The 19,135-nt window shown below is 38.9% G+C and carries 13 protein-coding genes; 7 read left to right on the top strand and 6 right to left on the bottom strand.

Annotated elements, in window-relative coordinates; translation table 11 throughout:
- Positions 1-243: 243 nt before the first annotated feature.
- Both JET18_RS04985 and JET18_RS04980 read right to left on the bottom strand, forming a co-directional pair.
- Positions 244-1,455 (bottom strand): tail fiber domain-containing protein, encoded by a 1,212-nt coding sequence (locus tag JET18_RS04985; protein ID WP_202089513.1) that lies wholly within the window; start codon positions 1,453-1,455, stop codon positions 244-246.
- 249 nt (positions 1,456-1,704) lie between these two features.
- The gene (locus JET18_RS04980; protein ID WP_202089512.1) at positions 1,705-2,823 is read right to left on the bottom strand and encodes a DNA polymerase III subunit; all 1,119 of its coding nucleotides are present in this window, start codon (positions 2,821-2,823) and stop codon (positions 1,705-1,707) included.
- Between the two features lie 441 nt (positions 2,824-3,264).
- Between JET18_RS04980 and mdlD the strand changes: the two genes are divergently transcribed.
- From mdlD to JET18_RS04960, 4 genes are all read left to right on the top strand, one after another.
- Positions 3,265-4,584, top strand: coding sequence for an NAD(P)-dependent benzaldehyde dehydrogenase MdlD (gene mdlD / locus JET18_RS04975; RefSeq protein WP_202089511.1), 1,320 nt, complete (start codon positions 3,265-3,267; stop codon positions 4,582-4,584).
- 326 nt (positions 4,585-4,910) lie between these two features.
- Positions 4,911-6,236: a hypothetical protein gene (locus JET18_RS04970; RefSeq protein ID WP_202089510.1), complete on the top strand. Its 1,326-nt coding sequence runs from the start codon at positions 4,911-4,913 to the stop codon at positions 6,234-6,236.
- Position 6,237: 1 nt separating this feature from the next.
- Entirely contained in the window at positions 6,238-6,834 is a 597-nt protein-coding gene (gene lptC, locus JET18_RS04965; protein WP_202089509.1) for an LPS export ABC transporter periplasmic protein LptC, read from the top strand.
- A 1-nt stretch (position 6,835) separates the two neighbouring features.
- The gene (locus tag JET18_RS04960; RefSeq protein ID WP_202089508.1) at positions 6,836-7,879 is read left to right on the top strand and encodes an anhydro-N-acetylmuramic acid kinase; all 1,044 of its coding nucleotides are present in this window, start codon (positions 6,836-6,838) and stop codon (positions 7,877-7,879) included.
- Between the two features lie 232 nt (positions 7,880-8,111).
- Here the strand turns inward: JET18_RS04960 and JET18_RS04955 are convergent, their stop codons facing one another.
- On the bottom strand, positions 8,112-8,501 hold the full coding sequence (locus tag JET18_RS04955) for an SRPBCC family protein (RefSeq protein WP_202089507.1): 390 nt from the start codon (positions 8,499-8,501) through the stop codon (positions 8,112-8,114).
- 36 nt (positions 8,502-8,537) lie between these two features.
- Between JET18_RS04955 and JET18_RS04950 the strand changes: the two genes are divergently transcribed.
- The gene (locus JET18_RS04950) at positions 8,538-9,143 is read left to right on the top strand and encodes an NUDIX hydrolase (RefSeq protein ID WP_202089506.1); all 606 of its coding nucleotides are present in this window, start codon (positions 8,538-8,540) and stop codon (positions 9,141-9,143) included.
- Between the two features lie 95 nt (positions 9,144-9,238).
- On the opposite strand, the gene JET18_RS04945 is transcribed toward JET18_RS04950, so the two are convergent.
- Together JET18_RS04945 and gldJ are read right to left on the bottom strand one after the other, a co-directional pair.
- Positions 9,239-10,510, bottom strand: coding sequence for a UDP-N-acetylmuramoyl-tripeptide--D-alanyl-D-alanine ligase (locus tag JET18_RS04945; protein WP_202089505.1), 1,272 nt, complete (start codon positions 10,508-10,510; stop codon positions 9,239-9,241).
- A 62-nt stretch (positions 10,511-10,572) separates the two neighbouring features.
- Positions 10,573-12,174, bottom strand: coding sequence for a gliding motility lipoprotein GldJ (gene gldJ, locus JET18_RS04940; RefSeq protein ID WP_202089504.1), 1,602 nt, complete (start codon positions 12,172-12,174; stop codon positions 10,573-10,575).
- Positions 12,175-12,338: 164 nt separating this feature from the next.
- On the opposite strand from gldJ, the gene porU reads away from it, so the two are divergent.
- Entirely contained in the window at positions 12,339-16,238 is a 3,900-nt protein-coding gene (porU, locus tag JET18_RS04935; RefSeq protein WP_202089503.1) for a type IX secretion system sortase PorU, read from the top strand.
- Positions 16,239-16,298: 60 nt separating this feature from the next.
- A complete protein-coding gene (gene porV, locus JET18_RS04930) occupies positions 16,299-17,462 on the top strand; it encodes a type IX secretion system outer membrane channel protein PorV (protein WP_202089502.1) in 1,164 nt (387 codons plus the stop codon).
- 376 nt (positions 17,463-17,838) lie between these two features.
- On the opposite strand, the gene blaCHM is transcribed toward porV, so the two are convergent.
- A complete protein-coding gene (blaCHM, locus tag JET18_RS04925; protein WP_228728485.1) occupies positions 17,839-18,597 on the bottom strand; it encodes a CHM family subclass B1 metallo-beta-lactamase in 759 nt (252 codons plus the stop codon).
- Positions 18,598-19,135 lie beyond the last annotated feature (538 nt).

Genomic DNA, 19,135 nt, shown 5'->3' with positions numbered 1-19,135 from the left:
AGAAAGGCCGGAAGCTGGAAGAGGGAAATTCGAAGTTTCTGTTGGACGCTGGTATTAAGTAATCAGCTTTAAATTTGTTGAGCAGTTAAAAAATTAATAAAACCATACTATATTTCTATCCTAGACTTCAATAGCTTTCCTTTCTAACTTCTAACTTCTAACTTCTAATATCTAACTTCTTGACTTCATAAAAAAATCCGGCTGTGACGCCGGATCTCCCCTAAATGATAAAAGCAAAAAGCTTTAATTGGTAACAATCATTTTTTTAGAATCAATTAATTTCCCATCAACCTGGAGATTGTAGATATAGGTTCCAGGCGTCAGGGTACTTGCGGAAACACTGATCTGTTTTTCCCCTTTTTTAACAGGAATAGCCTGAAGCTGTCTTCCTGCCAGATCGTAAATTCCGATGGAAACGTTGTCGCCTCCGGCATTAAACCTGATCACCGTTTCCCGGTTAAAAGGATTGGGAACATTCTGTTCAAGGGAAAATGAAGACGCCGAAATTGCTTTTTCCGGTATTGCTTTTGAAGTTTCCGAAGCTCCGTTTATTCTGGCTTCCAACGCGGCCATCTTTTCTTTAAGATCTTTAATTTCTGATTTCTGATCTTTAAGCTCGTTCAGCAGCAATGGAATAAATTCAATATAATTAAGGGCATAGTTTCCCTTTTCATCAATAGATACCAGGTTCGGGAATTCTTTTTCCACTTCCTGGGCTATAAAACCGAAGTGCAGTTTTTCGGTGTCATTTTTTTTGTCACCCTCACTTTTTTTCTTGAAAGTATAAGAATAGGAATTGATATTAAGCAAATCAGGAGAACGGTCTTTTAAGGGCTGAATATTGTCTTTCAATCTTCTATCAGAAGTCGTAATAAATGATGAAGCTTTTACATTAAACATTACATCCAGACCACCTACTACCCAAAGTTCATTATTCCCCTTGGACATCAAATCAACACCGCCAAAGGAATCACCGGTATATGCATTAACAAAATCCAGTTTTGAAACATGCCTGATAGAATTGATTACAGTTCCATTATTAAAATATGGATTGGAATAAAGTTCAATAACCGATGACTTTAAATTTCCCACATTGTCACTGTACAGCATCCGGTTTTCGTTGACAGTATTGGATAAAGAATTAAGCCCGAACACCCCATTGGTTCCTAACCAGTTAATTAAGGTGGAAGATCCGGATAAACCGCTTATCTTTCTGTATATTTCTATGATATTCGTCGGGTTGCCACCTCCCAGCAACTGGTTATGATTGATCTTCAGCGAAGAAACGGAACTGGTATTGATATCCAGCCGTGCAGCAGGTGCGGCATTCCCTATTCCTACATTTCCTGTAGTTGTGGTAGGTGTTGAAGTTCCTGTCCATACATTCTGAGCAGAAACTGAGAAAGTTGCTGCTGACAGTAATAACAGACATAAAGAAGTCTTGATTGGTCTCATAATATATTCTGTTTAATGGTTTTCGTTCTTAAAATGGTTATCAGTATTTACCCGCTGATAAATATACTGAGACCTTCAGCCAGCTCCTAGAACCAATAAGCAAGTGTATACATTTCACCAGTAAATGAAACAATATGAAGATAAGTGTAAAAAATGCTTACTCCTGGATTGCCCATCCCGAATCAAGTGTTTAATTGTAAAGCAAAAAAAATCCGGAACAGTTCCGGATTTGATATTTTGTATTATTTTCTATGAATTTTTGTGAATGTAGCGCGACAGTTTGATGCCCAGATCCGTCCATACAATTTTAGGATTTCCGTTTCTGGTAAGGTGAAGATCCGCCGTATTGATTTCTTCCAGAATACTTTCAATATTGGCTCCGCTGATGAATTTCGAGAATCCGGCCCAGTTGAAACCATCCGCATCGATTTTTTTATACACGAGATTTTCAGATTGGTAGTTCTGAAGCAGGGCAAGCCTGAAAATTTCGGAACAGTAATTCAGGAAGTTTTTCTGTTTTTCCCGGTTCCACCCGGCAATTTCCCTGGCCCAGAAGATGATGCTTTTCAGGAACTGAGGTTTCTTTTTTACCATAAATGCATCCCTCACCCATTGTACAAAAAGCTTTTCAAACTCATCACTTTTATGTTCGGAGTTTAAAATCTTCAGTGCATTATTGAGATCTCCCTGTGCTTCGTGAACAATTTCCCGTACTTTCTCCCCTGAAACCGAAAAGTTTTTCTGAAGATGGCTTTCCAGATCTTCATCGCTGATCCTTGGGACTTCCACAATCTGTGTTCTGGAAAGAATGGTGGGAAGAATATCATTAGCCGTTTCTGCCGTGAGAAGAATAAGCGTTTTTGAAGGGGGTTCTTCTAAAAATTTTAAAAATTTATTGGCCGCAGCAATATTCATTTTATCTGCTCTCCAGACAATCAGGATTTTGGTTCCGCCTTCAAAACTTTTTAAAGCAAATTTCTGGTTCTGATCATCGATCTCATCCGCAGAAATAAAAAGCTGCTTATTTTCAGATTCCAGAAACGCTGTCCAGTCGTCATAGCTCGCATAAGGAGAAGCTAAAACCATCTCCCGGAACTCTTCGAATTTATTTTTGCTTAATGAATTTTTATTGTCGGTAAAAACAGGAAAACTGAAATGCAGGTCCAGGTGGTTCAAATGCTCAACTTTTGAAGCGGCATGCTCATTTTCCCGGCTGAAGACTTCTTTGGCATAAGCCAGTACCATAGGAAAAGTCCCATAGCCTTCTTTTCCTAAAAAAAGCTGTGCATGGCTCACCCTGTTTTCGGCGATACTTTCTCTGAGAAGTTTTTTCAGATTGTCCTGTCCGGCGATGTTCTCCCAATTCATGTTCCAAAGATAAAAAATCTTATGTCAATTCAGAACCTTAAATATGTTAAGTTGTGGGTTTGAGAGTTAGAGAGGTTTTTGACTTGGAGAGTAAATGAGTTTGGAAGTTGGTTTTGTTGCTGGTTGCTTGTTGGTTTGTTGCAGGTTGCAAGTAATTAAGTTAATGACTTATCGTCTGAAATCTGGTGTCTGAGATCTGATATTTAAAATCTTGATTCCTGGCTCTTGATTCTTGATTCTAAAAATTCACCATTCACTTGCACAGCAAAATTCACCATTGACACATTTAATAGGTCCCGTCAATCATTCAATTAGAATAAATCTCAATTTAAATTTTACACAATATAATTTTTAACAATACATTTGTTGAAGGAATTTTTAAGTAAATTACTGATGCTATTTCAGCTTACTTTTTAATCACAAAATAATAAATAATAAATAATGAATAAAGAAACAGAACAGGGAATAAGAGAAATATTCCAGCAGCAGAAAGCTTTCTTCAAAACCAATCAGACGAAAGACATTGAATTCAGGAAAACACAGTTAAGAAAATTCCGTGATGTATTCTCCGGTCATACCGATGCACTTTGCGAAGCTCTGGATATTGATTTGGGGAAAAGCAGAAAAGAAGCGGAATATGTGGAAATTCAGATTGTCCTGAGTGAGCTTGATTATCTTCTGGAAAATATAGACGAATGGGCAAAACCAGTCCCGGTAGAATCTAAGCCGCATCCGTCCGGAGCTGAAGTTGTGAGCAAAATAATCCATGAACCTTATGGAGTCAACTATATTATCGGGCCTTTCAACTATCCGGTTCAATTGACCTTCAGTCCGCTTATCGGCGCTTTGATTGCCGGAAATACAGCTATTATCAAACCTTCGGAAAATACGTCTCATGTGGCTAAAGTTCTTGAAGATATTGTGAAGGACTCCTTTGACGAATCTTATGTAGCCGTGGTTCAGGGAGCTATTGAAGAGAATACTTTACTGCTGAGTCTTCCTTTCGATTATATTTTCTTTACCGGAAGTCCGAATGTTGGAAAAATAGTAATGAAAGCAGCCGCGGAACAGCTGATTCCTTTAACCCTGGAGCTTGGAGGAAAATCTCCAACCATTGTTCATCACGATGCTGACCTGGATAAGGCCGTTGCGAGAATCTCTTACGGAAAATGGATCAATTGCGGCCAGACCTGCGTTGCTCCGGATTACATCTACATCCATGAATCTGTGAAGGATCAATTTCTGGAAAAATTCAAAGCCTATTTAAAAACTACGTATCCGGATGGATCTTTGGGCAAAATAGGAAAAATTATCAATGCCAATCAGATCAAACATCTGGCAGGTTATCTGGAAGCAGCCCCTGAAAAAGTGATTTACGGAGGAAACTACGATCTTGAAACCCGTCATTTTGAGGCTACCCTTATGGACCATGTGAATTGGGACGATCAGGTGATGCAGCAGGAAATTTTCGGACCTATTCTTCCGATTATGACCTACACCGATATTGATGAAGCATTGGAAGAAATCAACAACAGACCAAAACCGCTGGCTTTATATGTTTTCACGGAGAGCCAGGCCTTCGCGGATGATGTTCTGAACCGTACAACGAGTGGTGATGCGGAAATCAACAGTGCTATTATTCATGTAGGTTCTCATTATTTACCGTTTGGCGGTGTAGGCACTTCGGGAATGGGAAAATACCACGGAAAATTCAGTTTTGAGAATTTCAGCCACAGCAGATCTGTGCTTCAGGTGAAATAAACTAGGCTACGAGTAAAAGGATGGATAATGGAAGAGGGAGGCTGGAAGTTACTGAACAGTAAATTTAAAAATAACTAAAACCAAGTAGTATTTCTATTTTTCGACATCTTGAACTTCCCTCTCCGGGCTTCAAGCTTCCCGACCTTAAAAGAAGACTGTTCAAAAACTGCAATGAACGGTCTTTTTTATTTAGCAGAATTGATATTTTTATTTATGAAAAATTGCATTTTCCGTGTAAAGAAAGGCCCTTAACAAACTTTAACCACATATAATTTTTACAATTCATTAATATTTAAGATATTTGCGCATTGTTTTAAAAATAAAGAATGAAAAAAATCTTTGCGGTATCATTCATATCAGTTGGATACTTCCTAAATGCACAGAGTATTAGTAACTCTCCGTATGCAACTTATGGAATTGGAGATGTAAAATATGATAATACGATTGAAACTGCCTCCATGGGTGGTATTTCCACTGCTTTTATCAGTGATTTCACAAGCAGCTTCAATTTCGCAAACCCTGCGAATAACTCTAATTTCGAGCTTACAAGTATCAGACTGGAAGCAACCAACGAAAACAATTACTTCAAAACAAATTACAACGATACGAAGTCTACCAAACATTCTACGTATCTTTCTAATATTGCACTGGCTTTTCCTTTATCTCCAAAGGTGAAAATGGGACTTTCCTATCAGCCTTACAGTTCTAAAACGTACGACATTCAAAATACGGAGAAAAGGTACGAAATGATAGAAAATGTTGAAACATTCACCGGATATTATACCAACCGTTTTAAGGGAAGTGGAACTTTGAACACTGCACAGGCTGCGGTTTCTTACAAAATAGACCAGAATTTCGCCGTAGGTTTGAGAGCCAATCTATATTTTGGAAATCTTTATGATCTGAACGAAATAAAATCCTTTGGTACTGACGGTATCTCCGATGCTGAATACATCAACGGATATGAAACGAAAAACAGCATCAAGAACTTTAACTTCACACTTGGTGGAAGCTACCAGAGCCTGAATCCGCGTACTGACAAAAAATTAACCATCGGAGCTACTGCTACGTTTGGAAATACCAGCAATATGACGACTGATTATGTGAACAGTACCTATTTATATGCTGATGCTGCTGAAAGCTCCAAGATTTTAGAAACGGTTATAGAAAGAAAAAGTACAAGCTCTAAAAACCTTCTTCCACTGCAAGCCTCGTTAGGGGTTGGTTATGGAAGCGAAAACCACTGGTTCCTATCCGGCCAGCTTGACTATAAAAAAGGAGAAGATATTTCTTATTTCGGGAAGTCATTTGATTTCCAGGATACCTACAGAATCTCTGCCGGAGGTTGGTACCTGCCGAATTACAACAACTTCAGAAACTATTTCTCCAGAGTGATCTACCGATACGGAGCATTCTACGAAAGAGGAAACCTGAAAATAGACGGAAACAGCATCAACAAGTTTGGAATCTCTGCAGGAGTAATGCTACCGTTCAAAACAAGCAGCATCACCAGAATGAGTGGTCTTGAACTGGGTGTAGAAGTTGGAAAAAGAGGAACTCTTAACAACAACCTGATCAACCAGAACTACATCAACCTGAGAGTCGGTTTCAATTTTGCTGACAGATGGTTCAGAAAGAACCTTTACAACTAAAATGAATTTTTCAAAAAAAATATCATATAAAAATATAGCATGCCTTTTTAGTTGTGCTATATTTTTTATACTGACATCCTGTGAAGAAGACCTTACCAAGAATAAAGGGAGCAAAAGCAAGAACTTTCCTTCGGAGGTCATCCATAATGCCAATATCATCCAGCGTGATTCCGGGTTTATTTCCTTAAAAGCAAAGGCTAAAATCATTGAAAAATATACACTGATAGACAGTCCTTATATTGTTGCAAGAAAAGGAATCAACATAGAATTCTATGATAAAAAGAAACCCAAAGTTCCCGGTAAGATCAGCGCCAAATATGCCCGTATTTTTGAATATAAAAAATTCTACGAAGCAAAAGGTGACGTAAGGATTACGACTAATGAAGGCCAGCGTTTTGCCATGCAGAGCATCTACTGGGATCAGAAGAAAAAGAGGATCTACACCAAAGATACCGTATACGTTACCATGGAAGACGGCTCTACCCTTGTAGGCGCCAATGGAATGACCGCTAAAGATGATTTCTCCGAATATACTTTCTTCAACAGCTCGGGAGACTTCAGTACAAAAAGACTGGAAGAAAAGAAAACACCACAATAATATGAGGATTCAGGCTATTGGACTCATGTCCGGAACCAGTCTGGACGGTCTGGATATATGCTTTGCCGCTTTTGAAAAGCAGCGCGGCTGGAATTTTGAGATCTTAAAAGCGGAAACAATTCCTTATTCTGAAAGCTGGGAAAACAGGCTTAGACATTCTATCCATTTATCTTCTGAAGAATTACTGGAGCTTCATTCCGAATACGGTTTTTATCTGGGACAGAAAGTTAAGCAGTTCATCAGTGATCATCAACTTGATCATATTGACCTGATCTCTTCTCATGGCCACACGGTTTTTCACCAGCCTCAAAGAAAATTCACCCTTCAAATTGGAGATGGAAGAGCTATCAGAATAGAAACCGGACTACCCGTAATCTATGATTTCAGAAGTCAGGATGTCCTGATGGGAGGAAATGGTGCTCCTTTGGTTCCCATCGGAGACGAGCTGCTTTTCAGCGAATATGATGCATGCCTTAATCTTGGAGGATTTTCTAATATTTCATTAAAAAAGAACAATCAGAGGATCGCTTTTGACATTGCTCCGTTCAATATTGTTCTGAACAGACTCGCTCAAAAATTCAATAAAAGCTTTGATGAAAATGGGGATCTGGCCAGAAAAGGCAATATCAGCGAAGATCTTTTAACCAGACTAAATGCTTTGGATTTTTACAGCCAGTCTCATCCTAAATCATTAGGTATAGAATGGTGTACAGAATTTATTTTCCCTCTCCTGGAAAGTATATCCACAGAAGATGCCATGGCCACTTTTACAGAACATGTGGCACAGCAGATCTCGAATGTTATTAATCAATACAGCTTGCAGAATGTTCTCTGCACCGGCGGAGGCACCTACAATACTTTCCTGATCGAAAAAATCAGGGAGAATACAGAATCAGGGATCATCATTCCGGAAAAGGAAATCATTGATTATAAAGAAGCCCTGATCTTCGGTTTCATGGGTGTTCTAAAGATGAATAATGAAATCAATGTACTGGCTTCTGCTACAGGAAGTACGATGGACCATAGTTCTGGCTTAATCTGCTGATTTCGGAAGGAGATAATGTCAATGGTGAATTGCTTTGCAAGTGAATGGTGAATGAGGGAGCGAGGTTTTAGATATCAGATCTCAGACACCAGATTTCAGACGATAACTCATTAGCTTAATTACAGCAACTCACCAACAACAAAACCAACTTTCAAAGTCACCCCGTATCCCGGAACTCTATAATCCCGTAACCGTACAGCAATAAAAAAGTCCTGAAAATTCAGGACTTCTATTATTTGTAAGCTTCGATCTTATCCGTTAAGGTATTGATAAAGTTCTGAAGTGGTTTTTCTACCATCATTTTGATAAAGGGATTGAATTTTCCGTCAAAAAGCATCTGAACCTCTGTTTGGTTTTCGCTTACAGGATTCAGAGTAGCGGTTAATGAAAAATCAAGACTTGAACTTGCCGACTTCAAAACGGCTTTCTGCTCGTTCACCTCTTCTATTTTCAAAGCGATTTCCGGCATTCCCTGAAGTCCGAATTTGAACCCGTTATCTCTTGTTTCAAATTTCTGAAGACCGTCCGGCATAAAATCTTTATAGTTTTCAGGCGTTTTTAGTATTTCAGACAGTTCTTTAGATGATTTATTGACAATAATTTTTCGTCCTTCTAAATTCATTTTTTATTTTTGTATTTAAATTCTTAATTCTTACAAATGTATAAAGTTTTTGTGAACGAAAAAAAATTATTGGTGTCTAAACATTCTGAGAATCTTGAAAAAGAGCTCAGGTATGAAAGTTTCACAACTTTAGAAATCGCTTTGGATCTTTTAGAGAATACTTCTGTGAAAGAACTGAATGTTTTTGGTGAGAATATTGACGAGATCTGGAGTGAATTTCAAAAGCTTTTCAGGATCATAGAAGCGGCCGGAGGTCTTGTGAGCAATCCTCAGGGTGAGCTTCTTTTCATTAAGAGACTGGGCAAATGGGATCTTCCGAAAGGCAAGATGGAAAAAGGCGAATCCCGTGAGGAATCTGCTGTAAGGGAAATTGAAGAGGAAACCGGTCTGAGGGATGTGGAATTGGTGAAATTCATCAACACCACCTATCATATTTACATCGAAAGAAACGGTGAAAAGATCCTTAAATGCACGCATTGGTTTGAAATGAATTTCGATGGTGAAGACACTTCAAAACCGCAGATAGAAGAAGGAATCACTGAAGTAGCCTGGAAAAACACCGCCCGGATTGAGGATGAAGTTTTCCCAAGCACGTTCCAGAATATCAAACTGATTGTAAAAGATTTCTGGAATTCTAAATAATGATGGAGGAAGGAGGCTGGAAGATATTCAGTCCCGCTTATATCCTGAAGCCGTATAATAATTTCTCTCTCCCGTCTTCAGACATCCTTTTCTTATCAGATCAATTCTATGGATTTTTCAAGAGCAATACCTCTTGACCCTTTTAACAGGATATTTTCAGACTGTATTTTGTTGTTTTGAAGGTATTCTATCAGTTCTGCTGTATGTTCAAAAGATAAGACAGAAGGATTAACAGCTTTAAAGTGCTTTCCTACCGTAATAATCTGGTCAAATGCCAGTTCCAGGGCGAGTTTTAGAATATTCTGATGTTCTTTTTCACTTTCATCACCCAACTCAAGCATATCCCCGATAATAACGGTTTTGCTTCCCCCGAAGGTAACAAAATTTTGCAGCGAAGCAGTCATAGAGCTTGGATTAGCGTTGTAGGTATCCAGTACCAGTGTTCTCCCCTCTTTTTTTACAACCTGCGAACGCATATTGGTCGGCGTATACTTTTCGATGGCATGTCTGATCTGTTCAAAGCTGATCCCGAAGTGAAGACCAAGACTGGCTGCCGCACATAAATTGGTAAAATTATATTCTCCGGTCAGTTTTGAAACGGCTTTTTCGCCCTGAAATTCCAGTCCTACAAAATGTTCTTCTGAAAACAGCCCGAACTGATAATCCGAATCTTCATTTCCAAAAGTAATTTTTGGCGTATAATTTTCCGTTTTTTCTTTCTGAATAGGATCATTTTCATTCACTACGATGGTACGCTGGTGATTTTTCAGATAATCATAAAGCTCGGATTTTCCTTTAATCACGCCTTCAAATCCACCAAAACCTTCCAAATGGGCTTTCCCGAAATTAGTAATATACCCGAAATCCGGCTGTGAAATGGTACATAAAAGTTCTATTTCCTTCTGGTGGTTCGCTCCCATTTCAATGACCGCCATTTCATGTTCAGGTTTAATAGAAAGAATCGTCAGCGGAACTCCGATATGGTTATTTAAATTCCCGTAGGTATACTGCACATTGAATTTCTCTGAAAGAACCGCGTGGATAATTTCTTTGGTCGTCGTTTTCCCGTTACTTCCCGTAAGCCCAATGATTGGAATATTCAGCTGATTTCTGTGGTAAACGGCAAGCTGTTGAAGAAATTCCAGTGTAGACGGAACATAGAAGATATTTTTTTCCTTATTTTCAAATTCCTGCTGTTCTACGATCACGGCCAAAGCTCCGTCATCTGCCGCTTTTTCAGCCAGGGTTGCCGCATTGAAATTATCACCGGAAAAGGCAAAGAAAATATCATTCCTGCCTACTTTTCTGCTGTCGATCGTTACTTTATCTGACTTTAAAAATAAAGGATAAAACTGTTCTATATTCATACTTCAAAAATAAAAAAACCTTCCGGAAATCCGGAAGGTTTTTTATAAGTATTTTGATAATATTATCTTCTAGTTCTGCTCTTATCGCTAGCTCTAGCATCCTGTGCAACACGGAAGCCAATCCATCCGAAAGCTTTCCCCTGGTTTTTGTATCTTCTTTGTCCCGGATCCAACCAATACGCTGTATCCTGCCAAGAACCACCTTTCACCACTCTTACATCATTAGATAATGCTGAAGTTCTGTCTTTGGTATCTTTCAGAAGTTTTACTTTTCCTCCTCCATCTACTACAAATCTGCTCTTAGGAGAGTTGTACATATCATAAGCGGAAGCTGAGTCTGAAGCTCTGTAATATTCTAAAGAAGACTGTCTGTCACCATCTCTGTAGTTTCTGTAGTCAGCGATAGTTTCTCTTTCAAACTGTCCTGGAAGTCCTCTGTATACCAATCTGCCGTCAGCTAATGTGTCATACTTGATGCTTCCTTCGTCGATCATTTTGTAAGTTCCGTCACCGTTTCTTACCACTGCCTGAGGCATATTCCCTCTGTAGTAGTTGAAATCGCTGAAATCTTCATCAATGATAGGTCTGTATACGTCAGCAGTCCATTCAGACACGTTTCCGTACATACCGTAGATTCCAAGATCGTTAGAAGGATATTGTCTTACATCTGCAGTTTGTGCAGATCCGTCATTTTTCCATCCTGAGATTCCTGAATAGTCACCGGTTCCCATTTTGAAGTTTTCAAGGAACATTCCTTTATCTCTTCCCTTAGTACCTCTTAATCTTTCGATTTCAGGTTTTTTCCCTAAGTACTGGTTGTATTCTCTGTTTTTAGCCATACCAAGAGCAGCATATTCCCATTCCACTTCGGTAGGAAGTCTGAACTTCTGAACCATTGAAGAGTTTGGAGCTCTGTTTGCAGAAAGAAGTCTCTGGTTGGTCGTTTTCATACCAGATTTTTGCTGCATTCTTTTCTCGTTGATATATCCCTGCATTTCCGGATCATTCGATTTGAATTTATCCATGTTGAATGCTGTTCCACCCTGGTTATTGGATTCGTTGATATACAAATCTTTAGCAATAACTCCGGCCTGCATCAAAGCTTTTTCATTCGCTCTGTCTGTAAGCCATTCACAATATCTGTTCGCCTGCGTCCAGGAAACCCCTACTACCGGGTAGTAATCGAATTCTGGAGAACGAAGATAAGTTTCATTATAATCGTTTCTAGCAAGTTTGTTGTCCCATAAAAGAGTATCTGGCAGTGCGCCGTTGTAGATCTCCTTAAAGCTAGGGTCACTTGGTGGAAATACGTACTTCAACCATGTAAGGTATTCGCGGTATTCGTAGTTAGTAATTTCTGTTTCTCCGATAAAGAATGAACTTACCTGCATTCTGCGCGGTGTGTTATTCCAATCATGCATAACATCATCTTTCACTAATCCCATTGTAAAAGTTCCACCTTCTACATATACCATTCCTGGCCACCCCTTCTGTTTTTGTTGCTTTCCTGCAAAAAACCAACCTTGTTTTTCGTTTGGTTTCCAACCCGTCTTGCTGACAAATTTTTTAGTACCGCCTCCTTTGCTGGTCCCTGATCCGCCACAGCTGGTTAATGCAAGTGTAGAACTTAATGCTATTAATGAAAACAACTTTAGTTTTTTCATAGTCGATATAAATATTTTCAAAGTACAAAGAAAAAATAAATTATTCAATAAATCAAGTAAACATTTGATTTTTTTGAAAAACGTTAACAAATTAATTTTATTGTATCACAATTTAATTCTAAAATTTTCATTTTATTTGTAATTCAGAAATTTCAATAATAAACATGAAACAAAAAATCACCTTTTTATTACTATTCTCTTTTGTATCAACACTTTGGGCCCAGAGAAAAGCCATAGAATGGGAAGGCTCAAAAATCCAGGATTTTGGTGACACAAAATTAAATCTTCCAAATTTCAAAAATGAAGGTTTTTCGTTCAGCCAAAATAATGTTTTTATCATCACTACACAAAAAATAGGAGAAAAGCAGCTGAAAGTTTCGGATCTTGCCTGGGAAAGTGTTTCCAATAAGGATTTATATGATCTTGACAAGAGCCGTCTGCCTGATTTTGAGGTGGCAGATGTAGCCTATTATACACTGGAGGGCGAAAGGTACGCCAGCATCAGTGTTGCATTATTTAAGAATGTTAAAGGCCGTGTTCAGAGACTTTCTTCTTTCAATATTTCTGAAACAGGCGCTTCGAATAATTTCAGATCCGGGACGGCCAATAAGGTAGGAACTACTGCCAACCCTCTTTCAAGCGGAGGTTTTTATAAAATAAAAGTAGACCGTTCGGGAATATTTAAAATTACAGCCCAGTTTTTAAGAGACAACGGAATCAATCCGGCTTCTGTAAATCCGAAAAATTTCAGAATTTACGGTAACGGAGGGGTTATGCTTCCGGAATACAATCAGGACACGAAATACAGCGCACTTCAGGAAAATGCCATTCAGGTGGTGGGTGAAGAAGACAATGTATGGAATGACGGAGACTATGCCCTGTTTTATGCTCAGGGACCGAACGGATACAATCTTTATGATAATACAAATGGAAACGGTTTCAAAAGAGTAGATACAAGAACCGACCAAAGCAATAACCTGAAAAATATTTATGAAGATTTTTCATATTATTTTATCAACTTCGATAAAGGTCCGGGTAAAAGGGTACAACCGGTAGACGTAAATCTTCCGGCTGGAAATTTAATTACCAGATATGACAATTACCAGGTCGTTAATAACGATCAGAGAAACCTGCTAAAAGTAGGAAGAATATGGGTAGAAGAAGCCCCGTTCAATACAGACAAAGCAGTGACATTCACTACTGCTTCACCTATACAGGGTGGTGATGTTATTAAGTTCAGAACCCGCGTTGCAGGCTACAGGGCACAGCAAAACAGTGTTGAATTTAAGATTAACAACCAAAATCCATCCGTACAGAGCGTTCCCGCCAATACAGCAACCTACGCTTATGATTTTCACCAGCTGAAATATGAAGGAATCATATCCAATCTGAGCGGAAACCAGATTACGTTTAACTACTCCCCTAATATTTCAGTAAATCCTAACGGAACTTTCCACCTGGATTATGTGGAAGTACAGTATAAGGAAAATCTTACGTTCAACGGATCGCAGATGAGTTTCAGGGATTTCTCCATAGCCAGCGGATCCAATGACAGTTATGGTTTCGGGATCTCCAATGCCACCAATATGGAACAGGTATGGGATGTGACTGATATTACCAATGCCAACAGAAGAGTAAACAAGGCGGGTGCCGGAAGCTTTAACTTTGGTTATATTGCGGCTGACCCGAACTTTAATAATGAATTTGTAGCGTTCAGAGCGGATGCAGCTTTCAGTCCTTTATATGTGGAAAGAGTGGCGAACCAGAATCTTTCTGCCCTTCAGAATGTGGATTACCTGATCCTGACCGTTCCTGAAATGATGGGACAGGCTCAAAGACTGGCCAGCTATCACCAGACCAAAAACAATTATACCGTAGAAATTGTAGATCCTACCAAAATTTATAATGAATTCGGAAGCGGAAGCAGGGATCTTACTGCTATAAGAGATTTTATCACAAAACTTAATACGGGAGGAAGACTTAAATATGTATTTATTTTAGGGGATGCCTCTTTTGATTATAAAAACAGAATATCCGGCAATTCCAATATTGTTTCCAGCTACCAGGGAGAGCATTCTGCAGATTTTGTAGGCTCTTTCGTAACGGACGATTATATTGTGATGACACAGCCGCAGACCACCGAGTTCATCGAAAATAATTTACCTGATATTCCGGTAGGAAGAATTCCGGCAGCCAATGCAACGGAAGCGGCAGATATGATGAACAAAACGCTTGCCTATTATAATGCGCTTCCGGGACAGTCTTCTCCTTTCGGGGAATGGAGAATGAAGCTTGATTTTGTAGTGGATGATGATAAGGACGGGGGAAGCCCTTTCCATGAAGTGATGAACAACACTCTGTCTACTATTTTTGAACAGCCGGGCCAGCTGGAACTGAAAGAATATAACGTAAGAAAGCTATACATGGATGCTTTCCCGGCTCAGAGTACTGCAGCAGGACAAAGATATCCACAGGTAACGCAGGCGATCTCCAATGATATCGGAAACAGTCTTTATTTATTCTATTTCGGGCATGGAGGGATCAACGGATGGGCTCAGGAAAGGATATTAACCAGTACGGAGATCCAGAATGCCAATAATTTTTCTAATGTATACAGCAGATTCCCGCTGGTATCAACCATTACCTGTGAATTTACATTATGGGATGAACCGGGGACTTCTTCTGCAGGAGAGCAGTTCATTAAACTGAAACAGGGAGGTGCTGCTGCGATGATTACTTCCAGCCGTGCTATTGGAGTAGATTACGGACGTCTCTTTACAGATACCTATACAAAGAATATTTTCAAACTTGTCAATGATGATTTTGAAACATTAGGATACGCTCATTTAAATGCTAAAAAACAAAAAGGAGCCAATATTGACCACCTGAAGGTAAATTTCCTTGGAGATCCGGCCATGAAACTGAGCAGACCTCAGAGACAGCTGGTTATTGACGGTATTGAATCTCCGGTACCGGGACTTATCAGAGGACTGGATTTTATTAAAGTAAAAGGCCACATCAACAATCCTAACGGAACCGTAAATACAACCTTCAACGGAAGAGTATCCATCCATATTTTTGATAAGAGATTAAACAAAAAGACCCTTAATAATGACGGAGTACTGGCTCCGGTAATGGATTACACAGAAGAAGGAAGTGCTATCGTTAAGGCTTCGGGAACGGCTGTAAACGGTGTGTTCACGGTAGAGTTCTATGTTCCTAAAGACATCAACTATGCTGTAGGACAGGGAAGAATATTAGGCTACGCTGATAATAAAGTCTCAGATGTATTCAATAATCAGGCTGTACAGGTAGGAGACATCAACCCGAACGGAATTAATGATAATGAGCCGCCAAAAGTAAAACTGTATATGAACAATACCAATTTTGCAGACGGTGGAATCACGAATCAGAATCCTATGCTTTTAGCATGTGTAACGGATGATACGGGAATCAACTCTACAGGATCTGGTGTAGGCCACGACATTACAGTGTATCTTGACGGCCAGATTATCAACACGGTTGTTCTGAATGATTTCTTCGCTTCAGGAGAAGGAAACGGATGTCTGAGCCCTAGTCTTGCGGATTATCAGAAGGGGAATGTAACCTACCCTTTCAGAAACCTTGCGATAGGACAACACCAGTTAACATTTAAAGTTTGGGATATAAACAATAATTCGACAACTGCTACGTTAAACTTTGAGGTTAAGGATGAAGCTGACCAGCACCTTGTGATCAACAGACCGCTCAACTGGCCGAATCCGTTTACCAACAAAACCTATGTTCAGTTTGAACACAACTGTGATGATATTTTGGATGTGAATGTTCAGATTTACACCATAACAGGAAAATTAGTGAGAACTTTATCTCAGGCTGTCATCGCAGAACCGTTCCTACAGGGCTTTAGAACGCCACGTCAGGCAATAGAATGGGACGGAAGAGATGATTTTGGGTCAACTGTTGCAAAAGGTACGTATATTTTTAAGATATTTGCAAAAAGTCAAAATCAAGAAAAATGCAAAGGAAGTGCTACAGCTGTAGAAAAAATGGTACTTTTGAAATAATTTAAATAATACATAGATAATAATATTTATAAAAAACTGATAATATATAAAAGACAACATATGAATTTAACTACTAAACTGCTTTTGGGATTTGGTTTAAGTGCTGGTTTTTTAGGCTATTCGCAAGATTTAAGTAAAATAAATCCAGTATTGACCGGAGCTCCTTTTCTAAGAATTGCACCAGATGCAAGAGCTGGAGGTATGGGAGACCAAGGGGTGGTAACTTCACCGGATGCATTTTCACAATTCTGGAATGCGGCAAAATATCCTTTTAGCAGAACAAGTTCTTCCGTAGGTCTTAACTATACTCCTTATATGGGAAAACTGACCAATGATGTATTCCTGTTATATGGTGCGTTCCATAAATTCCTGGGACAGGAAGAAAGATCTACCATCTCTGCCAGTATCTATTATTTCAACATGGGTGAGGTAGACCTTACTCAATTGGTAGGGTCTGAAGTAGCTTCTATGGGTACATCAAAACCTAATGAATTCTCCATCGACGTTGCTTACGGTCTGAAACTTTCTGACTCATACTCAATGGCCGTTACCGGTAGATTCATCCGTTCAGATTTAGCCGGAGGGTTCAACACAGATACTACGCTTAAAGCAGCCAACTCTTTTGCTGTAGACGTTTCTGCATACTATACCTCTCCAAGATTCTCAAGTATCGGAGGTTATGACGGTAAATTCAACGCGGGTCTGGCTATCCAGAACTTAGGTCCGAAACTGGACTATACAGGAAATGAAGAATCCAGATCTTACCTGCCTACCATGGCAAGATTAGGACTTGGATACGATATGTATTTAGATGACATGAACAAAATCGGATTGAGCGTAGAAGGTTCAAAAATCCTTGTTCCGGGATCGGAATATGCAGGAATAGACCCGAATACAAGAAAGCCGATATATGAAATTCCTAACGTAGGAGTAATGGCCGGAATCGGAAAATCTTTCAAAAACAAAAACTCGATCATGATGAGTGGTGCTTTGGAATATTCTTATGACAACGCATTTGCAGTAAGAACAGGTTACTTCCACGAAAGCGAAGAGCAGGGAGCAAGACAGTTCGCAACAGCAGGTATCGGATTGAAATACCGTTCTTTCGGACTTGATATTTCTTATCTGATCAATATGTCAAAAATCAATACAGCTTTGGATAACACCCTTCGTTTTGGTCTTACCTGGAACATTGGTGATGAAACATCGAACGTAGATTATTAAGAACATTATCATATATAAAAAAAGTCTCATGGTTATGAGACTTTTTTTATGATCAATAGTGAAGACTTTTTTGTCAATGGTGAATTTTACTCCGCAAGTCAATTGTCAATAATCCGTTGAAAAATTCACTATTGACGATTCACAATTCACACTTTTGTTGTGAAATGTCAATTTTGCTTCGCAAGTGAATAGTGAATGATAAAGCCAAGATCCAGGAACCAAAATTTTAGATTTCAGACACCAGATTTCAGACGATAACTCATTAACTTAATTAGCAGAAACTAGCAACCTGCAACTGACAAACAGTCCAAAACTCTAAAACCCTCTCACCCTATAACTCTCCGACTCTCGGACTCTCAAAACCTTAACCTCTCCTCTATTGAGTTTTGAACAATTTAATAGTATAATCAAGCAGCTTTCCATTCCCATAATCTCCATGGCCCGGAACCACAATTTTCACATCCGGATATGCCTGCTTTACTTTTTCAACGGTTTCGGACCACGCCGGAACATTGGCATCGCCCAGATAACCTTTCCCGGCTTCAAGTTCTTTTAATAAACAGCCTCCGAACAGTATATTTTCGGCAGGAAAGTAGCCCACCGCATTATCTTTAGTATGTCCTTCTCCAAAGAATTTCGCAGTAACCTCTTCATTACCCACCTTTAAAACTACAGAATCACTGAAGCTGTTTTTAGGAATAACGAAATTATTTTCCTTTGCCAGTTCAGTAGTTCTGGAATAGGCATAAGAAGGAATATTATGATTATGAAACGCCTGCAGCCCGCCAATACTGTCATCATGAAAGTGGGTTGGAATGACGGCATTGATTTTTGCATGAAGGTGGTTATTGATCCACTGTATCAGTTCTTCTGAACTTTTATCATTAATCGGAGTATCAAAAACAATCGTTTCATTATTATTTTTTACAACAAGCCCGTTACAGGGAACGTTGCCAAAGTCGTTCGTCTGTTTATAAGAAGTATGGATAAAAGAATTTTCCGAAATCTGGGTAATAATTAAATTCTCCGATTTATAAATTTCTTTTGCTTTAAATGAGTCTGTTTTTTGCGGACCACAGCTTACGATGGCGAAAGAAAATAAAATGATGAACAGGCTTTTAATCGTGATTTCCATGTGCTTTTTTGTTTTTAATATTCAAATGACAGAAAAGGTAACAAAACAGGATTGATCAGGACATTTTCATTCAATGTCAAAATAAAGCAGTTAATGTTTCCCCGGAAAAACTAAATTAAGAAAAAAGATGCCATGAAAACCTTCAACCATAAAAAATAAATTTTTAAAATTTTAAATGAAGAATTTACCATTTACCTTATTGTTGTGAAATGTCAATTTTGCTACGCAAGTCAATAGTGAATATGATGGCTGGGAAAAATTCACCTTTGACGATTCACAATTCACGGTATTCCTGTCAAATGTCAATTTTGCTGTGCAAGTGAATAGTGAATATTGTGGCTGGAAAAATTCACCATTGACGATTCACCATTCACAGTATTCCTGTCAAATGTCAATTTTGCTGCGCAAGTCAATTGTCAATAATTCCATTGGAAAATTCACCATTCACCTTATTGACCATTCACAAAATCTCAAAATCCTCATTCCTCAATCTCATTGTCTTGTGTCTAATGCTTGATATCTTACATCTGCTATCTAA

Source organism: Chryseobacterium endalhagicum, from assembly GCF_016745235.1.
GTDB classification, from domain to species: Bacteria; Bacteroidota; Bacteroidia; order Flavobacteriales; family Weeksellaceae; genus Chryseobacterium; species Chryseobacterium endalhagicum.
Note: the sequence above shows the minus strand (reverse complement) of the source record. Positions and strands in the feature narration are given on the sequence as shown.